Origin of the sequence: Mesobacillus foraminis (assembly GCF_004340465.1) — a bacterium.
Taxonomy (GTDB): domain Bacteria; phylum Bacillota; class Bacilli; order Bacillales; family Cytobacillaceae; genus Mesobacillus_B; species Mesobacillus_B foraminis.
The window spans coordinates 113521-128763 of the sequence record NZ_SLVV01000012.1 but is presented as its reverse complement, the minus strand read 5'-3'; the positions used below and the strand labels follow the sequence as shown (position 1 = coordinate 128763).

At 43.5% G+C, this 15243-nt stretch carries 9 protein-coding genes; all 9 read right to left on the bottom strand.

Going from position 1 to position 15243, the window contains the following annotated elements:
• Positions 1-144: 144 nt before the first annotated feature.
• Entirely contained in the window at positions 145-1398 is a 1254-nt protein-coding gene (gene rhaA, locus EV146_RS21335) for an L-rhamnose isomerase (protein WP_132010555.1), read from the bottom strand.
• A gap of 16 nt (positions 1399-1414) precedes the next feature.
• Positions 1415-2833 (bottom strand): rhamnulokinase, encoded by a 1419-nt coding sequence (rhaB, locus tag EV146_RS21330; protein WP_132010553.1) that lies wholly within the window; start codon positions 2831-2833, stop codon positions 1415-1417.
• A 129-nt stretch (positions 2834-2962) separates the two neighbouring features.
• On the bottom strand, positions 2963-3928 hold the full coding sequence (locus EV146_RS21325) for an AraC family transcriptional regulator (RefSeq protein WP_132010551.1): 966 nt from the start codon (positions 3926-3928) through the stop codon (positions 2963-2965).
• 161 nt (positions 3929-4089) lie between these two features.
• Entirely contained in the window at positions 4090-6159 is a 2070-nt protein-coding gene (locus tag EV146_RS21320) for a bifunctional aldolase/short-chain dehydrogenase (RefSeq protein ID WP_132010549.1), read from the bottom strand.
• A 219-nt stretch (positions 6160-6378) separates the two neighbouring features.
• A complete protein-coding gene (locus tag EV146_RS21315) occupies positions 6379-8940 on the bottom strand; it encodes a rhamnogalacturonan lyase (RefSeq protein WP_132010547.1) in 2562 nt (853 codons plus the stop codon).
• A gap of 300 nt (positions 8941-9240) precedes the next feature.
• Positions 9241-10542 (bottom strand): hemolysin family protein, encoded by a 1302-nt coding sequence (locus EV146_RS21310; RefSeq protein WP_132010545.1) that lies wholly within the window; start codon positions 10540-10542, stop codon positions 9241-9243.
• A 221-nt stretch (positions 10543-10763) separates the two neighbouring features.
• Positions 10764-11561, bottom strand: a complete 798-nt coding sequence (locus tag EV146_RS21305) for a TerC family protein (protein ID WP_132010543.1) — start codon at positions 11559-11561, stop codon at positions 10764-10766.
• Positions 11562-11846: 285 nt separating this feature from the next.
• Positions 11847-12458 carry a DedA family protein gene (locus EV146_RS21300; protein WP_132010541.1) on the bottom strand — a complete coding sequence of 204 codons (612 nt, stop codon included), beginning with the start codon at positions 12456-12458 and terminating at the stop codon, positions 11847-11849.
• A gap of 900 nt (positions 12459-13358) precedes the next feature.
• A complete protein-coding gene (locus tag EV146_RS21295) occupies positions 13359-14768 on the bottom strand; it encodes a glycoside hydrolase family 1 protein (protein ID WP_132010539.1) in 1410 nt (469 codons plus the stop codon).
• Positions 14769-15243: the final 475 nt, after the last annotated feature.

Sequence of the window (15243 nt, the reverse complement as noted above, 5' to 3'; positions counted from 1 at the left end):
TATGTCTGTTTATTTTTACTTGAACAATGAATAGATACTGAAATTATATCATATTTTTGAAATTCCAAAACACAATTCTTTGATTTATCTTTTTTTATGAAAAAAAAACAGATTCCCAACAACGGGAATCTGTCATTCTAAAGATTATCGGTTAGCAAGCGCACTCTGTTCATAGGCCTTAACATCTTCCAACCAGCCTTCCTTCACAGGGACGCCCATCTGATCGCAGTAGTAATCCCATACAGCTCCAAAAGGATAGGTTTTAAATTCTTCAATCAAAGCCAGTCTGTCTGTAAAGTTTCCTTCTTCCTGAAGCTTCTTCAAATGATCATTCGGAACAAGCATCGCGTATAGAAGGGCTTTAATCATATTCCTTGTGCCAATTGTCCAGGCTGCAACCCGGTTAATGCTGGCATCAAAGAAATCGAGCCCGATCATCACCTTATCAAGAGCGTCATTGCGGACAATTTCCAGGGCAATCTCCCTTAATTCATCATCCAAAGTTACTACATGGTCACTGTCCCACCTTACAGGACGTGACACATGCAAGGCAAGCTTGTCGCTGTACAGCAGCATCGCTGAAATTTTGTTTGATACCGTTTCAGTTGGATGATAATGGCCAGTATCCAGTAGGCATAGTTTATTATTTTTTAAAGCATAACCCAGATAAAACTCATGGGACCCGACTACATAAGATTCCGAACCAATTCCAAATAACTTGCTTTCAACAGCATCTATATTGTAAGCTTCATCGATTTCCTCGGCAAAAATCCTATCCAATGAATCTTTTAATCTGATTCTCGGAGTCAACCTGTCGCTGGGAACATCCTTATATCCATCTGGAACCCAGATATTTGTAAGGCACGCAGATCCAAGTTCTTTACCAAAGTACTCTCCGATTTTACGGCTTGCGATACAGTGGTTGATCCAAAATTCCCTGATTTCCGGATCCGGGTGAGAGAGAGTCAGGCCATCCTCCGCTTTTGGATGAGAGAAGACAGTTGGATTGAAATCTAGCCCCAGCCCATTGTCCTTCGCCCATTTTACCCAGTTTTCAAAATGCTTCGGTTCGAGCTGGTCACGGTCAACCGCTTCTCCGCCTGTTTCAGCATAAATGGCATGAAGGTTCACACGATGCTTTCCAGGGATAAGGCTTAAAGCTTTCTCGAGATCCTGGCGCAATTCTTCCGGAGTCCTGGCCTTTCCAGGATAATTGCCAGTAACATCAATCCCTCCTGAAAGTTCGCTTGCATTAACCTCAAATCCCCCCACATCATCCCCCTGCCAGCAATGGATGGAGATAGGCACCTGCTTTAGTTTGTTCAGTACTTCATCAACATTGATACCCCATTTTTCATAAGCCTTCTTTGCGTATTGGTATCCTTCTTGAACTGTCATTCTACTCGCTCCTTTTTTATTTCACCAGCTGCTGTTCTGGAAAATATCTTTTTACTTCAAATGAGTTCTTGATCATATTTCTTGCTTCCCTGATATCCTCAATCTCACGAAGGGCCAGGAATTGGGCAGCAATATTCCCAATTGCCGTCGCCTCCACAGGACCTGCAAATACTTCTTTATTTGTCACATTGGCAATGAGCTGATTCAGCATTTCATTTTGGCAGCCGCCCCCAATCACATTGATTCGATCAAAATTCTGCTCAAAGATTTCCTCAATTTGATCGACTGCCTCCTTATAGCTCGATGCAAGACTGTCAAACACACACTTCGCCACTTCCCCTGGAGTTGCTGGTACCGGCTGGCCTGTTTCAACACAGTAGTTCTCAATTTCCCTAATCATATTTTCCGGCTTCAGAAATCTGTCGTCGTTGACATTCACAATCGCATTGAAACCAGTTGCCTCCCTGGCCAGCTCGACCAGCTTTGAAAACGAATATGCATCGTTGTAGTTCCGCTTTACTTCCTGGATCATCCAAAGCCCCATAATATTTTTCAGGAAACGGTATTGATAATCAATCCCGCCTTCATTTGTAAAATTATAATCAAGCGCTTTCGTGATACAAATAGGAAAACGATTCTCTACTCCTATCAAAGACCATGTCCCCGAACTTATATAAATGGTTTTGTCCTGTTCAGGTACAGAAATCACAGCCGACCCTGTATCGTGGGTTGCCGGCAGGATAACCTTCATATCAAACCCAAACTCTGAAACTAGCTCCTCTGATAAAGTGCCCAGTACGGTTTTGGGTGTTTTTATCTCATGGAACATTTCCTTGTTGATCCCAAGGATATCCAGGAGCTCTTTATCCCACTTTTTAGTGAAGGCATTTACAAGCTGGGTTGAGGTCGCATTCGTATACTCGTTTGCCTTTTGACCTGTCAGAAGATAGTTGAAGTAATCCGGGATCATCAGGAAGGACTTTGCCTTCTTCAATAATTCAGGCTGATTCTTCTTTAATGAATAGAGCTGGTAGATGGTATTGAACTTCTGAAACTGAATCCCTGTTTCAAGATAAAGCCGTTCCTTTGAAATCAGGTCAAAAACTTCCTCCATCATTCCATCGGTTCTTGGATCCCGGTAGGAGACAGCTTCCGTCAACGGCTTGTCTTCTTCGTCCAATAGCAAAAAGTCCACTGCCCAGGTATCAATCCCGATGCTTTCCGGCTGGATGCCCATCTCCCGGCATTTATGGATTCCTGTCTTTATTTCTTCAAATAGGCGATCCGCTTCCCAGCAAAAATTTTCGCCTTTTTTAACAATTTTGTTTTCAAAACGATAGATTTCATTTAACTTTAATTTTCCCTCTTCAAGAGTTCCGGCGATTAACCTTCCGCTGGAAGCACCGATATCCACTGCGATGCAGCTTTTTGTCATCTTTACCACCCTCTTATCTGAAAGCGTTTACCTATATCTCTATAATACTTGCAAATACCGAAGAAAAAAATATCGGCATTCGACTTTTTATTGTCCTTATTTGCCAAATAGAAAAAGCAGCTGCAAAAATCATTCTGCAGCCTGCTCTCTGAATTTTTTAGGGGTATACCCATATTTGGTTTTAAAGATGCGGTAAAAATAGCTGATATTATCATAGCCAACCAGTTCGACGATTTCTGTTATTGAAATATCTGTACTTTCAAGCAGCTGCTTGGCTTTAGTCAGACGTTTCTCCTGCACCAGCTCTTTAAATGTATAATTAGTTGCTCTTTTGATCTGTTTGCTTACCGAATAATGAGGCTGGTTCAATTTCTCTGCCAATTCATACAGAGAACCATTCTGATAATGCTCATCGATATATTTCATTGCTTCTACGATCAAAAACTGGCGTGAGGAATTTTCCTGTTTCTGTCCCAGTTTGTCCGAGTGCTTGATAAGTTCAATCATCAGCAGCCCCATGTAAAGTTTGAGGGTTGATTCGGACAGAAGGGATGGAGCCATGATTTCGTCAATCATTTTTCCGATAAGCTCCTGGATACTGGAAACTCCTGAAACAGCATAATAGAGAAACTGACCGTCCTGTGTATTATTGTAAAGGCTGTTGATGATAAAATTACTCATCAAATTGTCGGATGATAAATAGGAGAAGATGAATTCAAAGAACTTCGGCTGAATGATGAAATTAATAACTATATCTTCTTTTGCACATGCCTCAATTTCATGGTCAATATGCTGGTTGAGGAATAAAAGCTCACCTTGCTGCAAACAAATGGATTCGTTCCCCACTCTTTGCTTTAATTTGCCGTTATAGACATAGTTGATTTCAATATAATTATGACGATGCCTGGGAAAATCGATGAACCTGGTATGCTTTCTGAGCATGATCATCCTGTCTTTGCCGAGGAACTTTTCGCTTTCAATTACAAAGCTCGCCTGGCTGGTGTAGAGATCCTTTTTTATTTCCTTCTCTTGCTGAAGAATGGAACTCTCCTCTTCGTTGAGCTTCATCAATTCAGTTAACAGTTTGTCTTCCATATAAAACTCCTAGGCCTTTTTTTTATGCTGGGATACCTTACTTTTCCCGCCATTATAACATAAATCCGTTAACCAGAGGCTTCCGCTTAAACATAAAAAGACAGCGCAATCCCCGCGCGGATTGCACTGTCTTTTTAGAGCTATCTGTCCTGCATGGAAACTTACCTTGTAAACGCGGCAGGTACTCCACCGTCTACTGTTAACATGCAGCCAGTTGTCCGATCTGATTTTGAGGATGCGAAGAATGCAATTGACTCTGCAATATCACTTGGATAGATATTAACTCGCAATGTGGTGCGCATGCGGTAATGCTCTTCCAGCTGATCTGGCTCGATTCCGTAAGCTGCAGCACGTTCTTCACGCCATCTTGATCCCCAGATGGCAGAACCTTGAAGGACGGCATCCGGAAGGACTGAGTTGACACGAATTCCATATTCGCCGCCTTCAGCAGCGATACATCTGGCAAGATGCGTTTCAAGCGCTTTGACAGAGCTGTAGGCTGCGGCATTTTTCCCAGCGTAAACAGAGTTCTTTGAGCCGATGAAGACCATATTTCCGCCGGTCCCCTGCTGTTTCATTTGCTTGAATGCTTCACGGGCAACAAGGAAATAGCCTGTTCCCAGAACATTCATGTTTAGATTCCACTCCTGCAGTGTGGTTTCATCAATCGGGCTCGATGTTGCAAGTCCCGCATTATTTACGATGATATCCACTCCACCAAACGTTAGCGCTGTTTGGTCAAAGGCAGCTTGTACCTGTTCTTCCTTGGTTACATCCATTTTTACAGCAATGGCACGGCCTTCACCATATTTTTCATTGATTTCAGCAGCCACTTTCTCTGCGCCTTCAAGATTAAGGTCAGCAACAACGACATGCGCTCCTTCTGATACAAAGCGGCGGCAGGTTTCACTTCCGATTCCGCCAGCGCCTCCTGTAACAAACGCTACTTTTCGTGAAAACTCCGCTTCTGCTGGAGCAAGGCTCAATTTATAAAGCTCAAGCGGCCAATATTCAATATTATAGGACTCATTTTCATTTAGGGAAACAAACTGGCCAAGTGCTGTAGAGCCTTTCATAACCGCGATTGCACGGTGGTATAGCGCTCCGCTCACTCTTGAGTTAGCTGTATCCTTCCCGGTGTTGACCATGCCAAGACCTGGAATCAGGATCACCCTTGGAGCAGGCTCGAACATTTTGTCGCCTTCATTTTTATTTTTTTCAAAATAGGCCTTGTATTCTTGCTTGAAGCTTTCAATTCCTTCTTTAATGCTTTCAATTAAAGCATCAGCATCCTTTGTTTGTGGATCCCAGTTGATATATAAAGGAACGCGCTTTGTATGCACAAGATGATCCGGGCATGCAGCTCCCACCTGTGAAAGGACAGGGGCGTCCTCGCTGTTTACGAATTCAAGTACGTCTTCACCGCGGTCGTAAGTCAGGATCATTTTCTTATCATCGCTGACAGCTCCACGGATGACCGGCAAGACTTTGGCTAGAATAGACGCTGCTTCCTCGTCGGAAAGAGATTGGTATTTTTGACCGCCAAAAACGGCTTCTGGCTTAATTTTTGCATTGATGTATTGTTCTGCTTCATTGATGATATCAATTGTTTTATTGTAGCTTTCTTCCGCAGTTTCTCCCCAAACGACCAATCCGTGTTTTTCCATGAGGACCAGCTCTGCATTAGGGTTGTTTTTTACACCTTCAGCAATCATTTTAGAAAGGGTGAATCCAGGGCGTACATAAGGAACCCAAACATAGCGGTTACCGAAAATCTCTTCTGCAATTTGTCTGCCGTTGTCCGCACAGCAGATCGAGATGATAGCATCCGGGTGTGTGTGGTCAACATGCTTGAATGGCAGGAATGCGTGTAACAGGGTTTCAATGGAAGCACGTGGATGCTTGCTGTCGATCATGCAGTGTGAAAGGTAGGCAACCATATCTTCATCGGACATTTCATCACGTTCAATTAATGGACGGATATCCTCGAGATTTAGACCTGTGAAATTATGTGCTTTCATTGTCGCGAGGTCCGAGCCACTTCCTTTTACCCACATAACCTCAACATCACGGCCGCGGAAGTCCTTTTCGATCGTTTTCATTGATGTATTTCCGCCGCCCCAGTTGCAGACTGCACGGTCAGACCCAATTAGGTTGGAACGATAAACTAACTCCTCTACCCCTTTGGAAACCTGTGAAGCGGTTTCATTATCCCATAAATTCTTAACCATAAAATTCCCCTCCGTATTGCTTTTATGTAAATTTTTATTTGTTTACCTGTGTTTTATTATATACTATGTTTGTTTGTTTTTGAATACATAAATTCAAACATTTTTTAAAAAATTTTCAACATAAATACATTCCAAACAAAACTAAATAAAGCCGCCTGAACTAAAAGTCCAGGACGGCTCTAACGTATTTATTTTGGTGACAATCTTCCCTGCTTTTCTCTACTCTTTCAGCTGTTGAGTGAAACCTTGAACGGTTTCTGTCAGTTTTTCCTTTGCTTCTGCTGAAAGATCATCCTGTTTACTGCCGGAATTTAGCTGGCTTATGAATTTTTCCAGGAATTTTACTGCCTGCTGATTGGATCCCTTTTCTAATTGGTGCTGAGCCTGCTTCAGGGTATTTGCCAATTGAGCGGATAAAGCTCCTGACAATTCCCCGCTTTCCTGATACTGGCTGATGTGATCCTCAAGCAAGAATAAGGAGCGGGGTGCCCAGAATTCAGGAACCGGAACCTTTGACCAGTCTGTATCGGAAGCAAAATAGAAGCTCGGATAGGCTGCCTGGTTATAGGTAGTGTTCTGCCAGGCAATTCCCGTGCGGTACTGAACATCATGCATCAATGTATATAATTTACGGTCCGTTACTTCAGTACTAAGATAGATTCTGATGGCTGAACTGTCTGCTTTCCGGACAAGCAGTTCTTCACGCCAGTCTCCGAAGATATCAGCCACCAAAGAAGGGTTGCCCTTCGTTCCATTATTCGTTCTTGTATCCGCAGCCGTCAAAACTCTGCCCTTGTTCCAATCATCGATGGAAGGTGTACTATTTCCTGATCCGTTGACAATCTGGGTAGTCATATCAGCTGACCACTTTATATTCATATTCGTCCCAGGGGCCTTATCGCTGATTTTCTCTCCTTGGGCGGTCCATAGACCTACTGCCCATGTCTCCAGCCCTCTGCGTGCAGGATCCACATCGCCAATCATGCCCCGGCCTGTATCTTTTCCTGTATACCCGCCATAAATCGTTTCGCCTGTCTTGGCATCACGCAAAGTATATCCATAAGGAGCACCTGATGCACCTTCGTGCACCATAAAGATTTCAAGACCTTCCCTGTCAGGGTCGATATCCGTTACATGCAGCATGTCCCCATGCCCGATTCTAGCAATGGTCCCGGGAGCTGAACTGCCTTCAGGAAGTGTACCCTTTGAGCTGTACAGCAAGGACCCATCATGGTCAATCGTTGCTCCTCCATAGACAATTTCCTGTTTCCCGTCTCCATCAACATCTGCTGTGCTCAATGAATGAGCCCCTTGTGTTGTCAGTGTTCCAAATTCTTTATCCGTGCCATCCCTTCCATGGGGGCTGTCATTGAATGGGTTCGTCATTGGCGTCCAGCCGCTGTCCACACTCCAGTTTTCCTTCAGATGCTTGCCGTCCCAGCTGTACGTAACAAGCGTTGCCCTTGTATAATATCCTCTGGCAAAAACAGCATATGGTTTTTTTCCGTCAAGATAGGCAACACCGGCAAGGAAACGGTCAACACGGTTGCCAGGCTCAATCCTGGACATCGCGTAGTCGCCCCACATTAACCCATCATCATGGCGCTCCTCTTTATAATGGATGGTTTCCAGTTCGTTTCCTGTAGCTCCTTCAAACACAGTCAAGTATTCAGGCCCGTCCACGATAAAGCCCTCGAACGTCCTCAAATCATTACGGGAGCTCCGTCCTGGTGCATAAACGTCGATGAAATAGTCGGCAAGGCTTTCAGCATCCTCCTTTGAGAGCGGATAACTGTACTTCTTATCGATCCCAAATGCTTCCTCCAGGGACTCGGGCCAATTGCCGTTTACCACTTCTTCATGCTCATGCCAGCTCATGAACATTTCCACTAAATGGTCATAATAATCTTCCGCGCTCATCCTGTAGTCATCTTCATGACTGTATCCTGCTTTTAAATCTTCCTTCGGCATGGTTATGTATTTTTCAGATGCAATATTGCCGTTTTTATCATATTTGATGATTTTTGTCCCCGGTGCGGTCTTAAACATCGATTCGGCCTTTCCATCGCCGTCGAAGTCGTAAACCATCATCTGGGTATAGTGGGCCCCTGCCCGGATATTCACTCCAAGATCAATTCTGTAGAGGAGTGTTCCATCCATCTTATAACAGTCGATATATACATTCCCTGTATACCCTTTTTGCGAGACATCCTTTGAATTGGAAGGGTCCCATTTCACAAAATACTCATACTGTCCGTCACCGTCTACATCGCCGACACTCATGTCATTGGCTGAATAAGTGTAAGCTTCACCTGCAGGCGTAACACCATCTGCCGGCTTTTTAAGCGGCAGGTCATAATATGAATTCGCCCATGGACTGATGGTAGAACTTTGATCCACTTCTTTTCCATCCACTACCGCACTTACATGGTACCCCGAAGCTACTGTCCCTTCTTTATCCAGGAAGTTGGTGCTGTCCGTGACGGTTGCTATTTTTTTGCCATCACGGTAGACATTAAAGCTTGAACCTGTCATTCCTTTTTCAGAGAACCCAGTAACCTCATTCCCTTTTAATCTCCAGCTGAGGAATATTCCTTCAGATGTCTTCGTTGCCGCCAGCCCTCTGTCCAAGTACTCAAGCTGCACTTCCTTGCTGTGTCGCGGTGCCTGGTTTTTCACATCAGCAGCAGATGCACCGCTTATTCCGGTCAGGAGCATTGGCAGTGCCAGTGCGGCGGTTAATGCTTTCCTTGCAAAAGCAGGTTTTCCCTTCGCAAACATATAATATGCACCTCTCTCTTTTTTGTAAACCCTTCCATATCTCGAAACCATTATAGTTTTACTATTTTGAATTGTTCAGGGTAAATAGTCATAATAAATGAAAGGACTCTGTTTTTTAATGGAACTTCAACTGTTTTTTTAACATATGGGGCGAAATCCTTCCTGTTGGCGCCAATACATTTAAAACCTGAAATGATGCAGCAATTCCCTGACTCTGCAGAGTCATCCTTCTTCCGGTGTAATTTTATAAGGTCTAACAAATAATAGAATCTACATAAAAAAAGCCCTGGCTAAGGGCTTTTAAAGTGATTTTTTTGCCACTTCCAGGAAAAGGATGTGGTGGCCTTCAATCTCCTTTATTTTAAAAATATAGCCTTGTTCCTCAATTTTGTCACCTGGTTTGGCATCGATATTCCTGGTCATGAACCAGCCGCCGATTGTATCGACTTCTTCATCAGATAGCTCGGTACCAAGAAGGTCATTTACTTCTTCCACAAGTACTTTTGAACTTAACACATATTGATCTGTGCCTATTTTTCGGACGTCCGCCACTTCATCTGCGTCAAATTCATCACGGATTTCACCAACAATCTCCTCCAGGATGTCTTCAACAGTAACCAATCCAGAAGTCCCTCCATATTCATCAAGAAGAATCGCCATGTGAATCCGTTCCTTTTGCATTTTAACCAATAAATCATGGATCGGGATGGTTTCAATCACCCGGATGACGGGCTTGACATAATCCTCTAATGGCTTTTCACTATTAATTTCCTCTCTGGTAATTTTAGCCGTGAGGATTTCTTTTATATTAACCATTCCAAGAATATTATCCTTGTCTCCTTCCACTACAGGATAACGGGTGTACTTCTCCATTTGTATGGTTTCAAGCACGATTTCGAGGTTATCAGAAATATCAAGGGATGTTATTTCAGTTCTTGGAACCATGATCTCCTTGGCTATCCGTTCATCAAACTCAAAAATATTGTTAACGTACGTCAATTCATTTTGATTGATTTCTCCGCTTTCAAAGCTCTCCGACAGAAGGATTCTAAGCTCTTCCTCGGAGTGTGCCAGTTCATGCTCTGAAGCGGGCTTGAGGCCAAACATGCCGGCGAGAAGGCGTGCGGAATTATTAAGGACCCAGATAAAAGGATACATAATTTTATAAAACAAGATAATAGGGCGTGAAAAAGCCAGGGTAACCTCTTCCGCTTTTTGTATTGCTACGGTTTTAGGGGCAAGCTCCCCAACAACCACGTGCAAGAAGGTGACTGACGCAAAGGCAATGCCGAACGACAGGATATGGGAAATTGAGGGATTCAAATTCCATTTCACAAATAAAGGATTAAGAATGTCTTCTACTGTCGGTTCCCCCAGCCAGCCGAGTCCCAGCGCGGTAATCGTGATACCAAGCTGACAGGCTGACAAATACTCATCAAGATGTGTGGTTACTTGCTTGGCGGCCTCAGCCCCGCTTCTCCCTTCGGCTAACAGCTGTTCAATCCTCGATGTTCTAACTTTTACGATTGCAAATTCAGTCGCTACAAAAAAACCGGTAACTGCTATGAGAATGGCGACTAATATCAGATTTGTAATAATCAATCGGCAGCCCGCATCAAATGGGCCTACACCTCCAATTAATAAAAAGTCATATGTAATTAATTGTCTACCCTCAACGGGTGGAAATAAATCATGGGAGGACATACATTCATTCAGTCTGCACAAACATAGAGTATGTTATTGACCGTTATTTCACTAAGGTTTTTCCTTCCAACATAAAGGAAGGTAAAACCGCCATGCCCGCCAGCTGGCGGTTTATCCAATCATGATGCCTTTGAGTTGTTTTTCAGACGTTTTGTATTCTCCTTGGAGGAAAAGACCCAGCCTCCTAAAGCGATTAGAATCAAAACGATATAAAAAGTTGTTTTCCACACAGTTGAATGGGCAAAGGATTCAGGCAGAATCCCTAAAGCGGGGTGCGCCAGTGTATAGACGGCCAGTTTAACCCCTACCCAGCCTACGATAATGAAAGCGGCCAATTCCAATCCCGGGCGCTTCTCCAAAATCTTCACAAAAGCACTGGCGGCAAAGCGCATGATCAGCAAGCCAATGAACCCTCCTGCAAAAATCACAAGGAATTTCCCGCCGTCCAGCCCGCCAATCCGGAGCATATCTGTATTGGGAAGGGTTACAGCCAGTGCAACTGCAGCTAAAATGGAATCTACGGCAAACGCAATATCCGCAATTTCCACTTTAAAAACAGTCAGCCAAAAACCGCCAGACTTTCTTGTGTCCGTGCCCTTTTTTTTCTTCGTTCCCTTTATCCCATTCCCCATAACGAACTTCCGAAAAATATGATTGATTGACATAAACAAGAGATAAAGGGCACCAATCGCCTGGACCTGCCATACATCTGCCAGGAATGAGATAATGAACAGTGCCCCAAAGCGAAGGACAAAGGCTCCGGCCAGTCCGTAGAATAATGCTTTTTTCCTCTTGTCCTCCGGAAGATGTTTCACCATTATGGCGAGTACAAGCGCATTATCAGCCGCCAAAAGACCCTCCATAGCAATGAGGACGAGCAGTACCCACCCATATTCCAGCAAAATTGAAACCTCCATTTTAGCTTCCTCCTATTCTCATCACCCTAAAACGATAAATAGACCTTTACCTGTCAGGCAAAGGTCTAAAAAATAATAGGGCCTTGCCAAAATAAAGGCCCCTACGCAAAAAAGACCTTTACCAAAAAGTAAAGGTCTTGCAAACAACAGGAATTGTTGCCAGTAAAGCCGGAGAACAAGTCTCGGGATGACGACTTCACTGTATAGCTACTCCCCTTTAAAAAACAAAAAAATCTACTACCATTAACTGTAGAACAGAAGATCTGAAATGTCAAATCCCGGGTCTTAACGGTAGCTTCGTCTCCGCTTGATGTACCAGACAATCACAATGATGCCGATTGCGGCGATCAGGACATAGACAATCGATTTATACACCTCGATATATTCAAGGATATTCTCCCAGGAAGCACCCAATGCTGCTCCTAAACTCACTAAAATCGTATTCCAGATAATCGTTCCCAGCGTTGAAAAAAAGATAAAAGTTCCGAACTTCATTTTAGCCATCCCGGCTGGTATGGAAATGAGGCTTCGCACCACCGGAATCAGCCTGCAAAAGAAAACAGTCCAGCTTCCGTATTTTAAAAACCATTTATCTGCGGATCGGATATCCTCTTTGGTGATCCTAAGGATATGCCCCCAGCGGTCAATGAATTTTTCCAGCACCTCAACATCAATCAGTCTGCCGATCCAGTACAGGATGATGGCCCCTAGCACCGATCCAATTGTTGCGGCAATAATGACACCCGGAACCGACAAATTAGTTGTTGTCGTCATGAATCCGCCAAACGGCAGCACAAGCTCCGAAGGAATCGGCGGAAAAAGGTTTTCCAAAGCGATGATAAGCATAATTCCAATATATCCGAACTCTTCCATAAATGATAAAATCCAGTCGTTCATAGTCCCTCCAAATAATCCGTTTAATAATCTTCTCCAACCATCATAACAAATTTTAGCCTGCTGGTATATCTTAACATGACTAGCTGGGGGACCTTACCATTTTAAATCCCCCAATTAAAAGGGTATCTCATCCAAAGGGGAGAGGTTTTGAAAAAGATTATGCAGCAAATATAGGAATTACGATAGATTATTACAAAGGGGCAGACTTGATTCGTTTCTGGAGCCTTCCTGCAAAATATTGTTCCCATTATCCTCAGGTGCCGAACGAATATTTTGGGTTATGTAAGGTACCTCTTGTTTTATTGAAAAACCTGTGTCCTGCTTGTGAAAGCAGGGAAAAACAAGCTTCTTTTTTTAAAAGGAACGAGAAACTATGTTTATCAACTAAAAAGGTAACAGTTACTCGAATAAGTATGCTCCTGCCATCTGATTTTAGCTAGATAACCTGAGGAAAAAGACCCTTCTCATCGATTATGCATCGGTTCCTTCAATTTATCGATTGATGATTTCCCGGTTATGCATCGATTAATTTTGTTTATGCATCGATTCTTTCCGTTTATTGAAAAACCTGTGTCCTGCTTGTGAAACAATAAAAAAGACCAGCTTTACATATGAACTTTCCTGTGAGTACGAGAGAAGAAAACCCTCAACATCGGGCATTGAGAAGCTTAACTTCCTTAACTGTAGAGGTTGTCACATTGCCTTTTCTCTGGGGAATAAAGCATTGCAGTCGATTTATTTCCCCCCTGCCACCCATGCTGCCCTAATTAGAGTGGTTTCAATAGAAGGGATTCAAAACCACATCCCATCCCCCAACAAAAATGCCATTCATGCAGCAGCTGCACAAATGGCATTTCTATTTTTACGCAAGAAGCTTTACTTGTCTTTGGTTCCTGGCCCTTAAAGGTTCGCTCCGTTAGTTGCAATCACATCTTTATACCAATAGAAGCTTTGTTTCCGGATGCGGCGAAGGTCTTTTAAGTCAAATTCATCGCGGTTTACATAGATAAACCCATAGCGTTTGCTAGAACCTTGATGAGTAGAAACCAGATCAATCGCAGACCATGGGCAATAACCGAATACCTCTACGCCATCCGTGATTGCCAGCTGGATTTGTTCAATGTGCTGCCTTAAATAATCAATCCTGTAGGAATCATTGATGATGTCTCCTTCCTCCAGTTTGTCAAATGCCCCCAGCCCGTTCTCGGTAACAATTAAAGGCAGCTGATAGCGGTCATAAATTTGTCGGAACGTTGTCCTGAAACCTGCAGGGTCAATCTCCCAGCCGAACTCATTTACTTTTAGGTTCGGGTTTTTAGCCCCTTTATAAACGCCAGGCTCTCCGACCGAAATTTGCTGGTCTCCTGTATGACCCGCTTCTTCACCGTTATCCCTGCTTGCTTCTACTGTCTGGGAAGTATAGTAGTTAAAAGCAATGAAATCCGGCTTTGCACTCTTGAGGATTTCCATATCCCCCTCCTGGATCACAGGGATATAACCTTTTTCCTCCATATAGTTCCATGCGATTGTATTATAGCGGCCATATACAGCCATATCCAGATAAAGCCAGTTTCGGATGGCGGCATAGTTGTCAGCCGCAATCATATCTTCCGGGCTTGAGCTTGCCGGATAAATATTGGCGATATTAGGAGCGGGGCCAATCTTCGCGCCAGGGAGCATCTGATGGCACAAATTCATTGCTTTTGCCTGGGCAACCAGCATGTGATGATTTTGCTGATACAGTTCCTTTTTAGGATTTTCAAGATTCGGATCCACTGTTCCAATCGCATCTCCATGCAGGATCATCATATTTTGTTCATTGATGGTCAGCCAGTATTTTACACGGTCTCCAAAGTTCTCAAAAAGCGTTCTCGCGTAGTTTTCAAATGCGTCAACCGTTTCACGACTCGACCAGCCGCCCTTTTCCTGAAGGGTATAGGGCAAATCAAAATGATACATCGTTACTAGCGGTTCAATTCCTTTATCAATCAGTTCATCAATCAGGTTGTTGTAAAATTCAATTCCTTTTGGATTTAATTCACCAGAGCCAGCCGGGTATATCCTGGTCCAGGCAATCGAAAAACGGTAGGTTTTAAAGCCCATCTCAGCCATTAACGAAATATCTTCTTTATAATGATGGTAATGGTCGCTGGTCACCTTGAAGTCCGTAACCCCCTCTGTGTGGTTAGCCATGTCAATCACAGAAGGACCTTTGCCATCCTCGTTCCAGGCTCCCTCTACCTGATAGGCGGATGTTGATGCTCCCCATAAAAAGTTATCTGGAAAATCCTTTAGCTTTGCATGCTTCATTATGTATCCCTCCATAAATGGTATTAACAGTATCATAGTTCGATTTAAAAACTGTCTGCCGGCAGGGTTACCTTGCCTCTGCCCGCAGACATATAGTAACTTTTCCCCAAACCTACACCAGGATCAGGAATGCGTCCCCGGTGTCTATTTTGCCCTCTTTTTCTGGCTTAATGGTCTCCCTGTTGGCAAAAAAATAACCTGAGCACAGGAACAGGGAATAGACCCTCATCCTTTTGCTCAGGTTTTGCCTGCTTGACCAGTAACAATCCTGTTAATGTTTATTGAATTTTCATTCCCCTGATTATTTTAGGCTGCATTGGAACGGCATTTTCTGTCCGGATCAGTATTTCCGCCACTGCTGCAGAGTTTTATAAAATAAAAAAACCTAAATTGACGCCCTCATTCTGCAAATAAGAGTGACAATTTAGGTTTTGCCTGCTGATCAGTAACAATCCTAAAAAATCAGGTATTAATT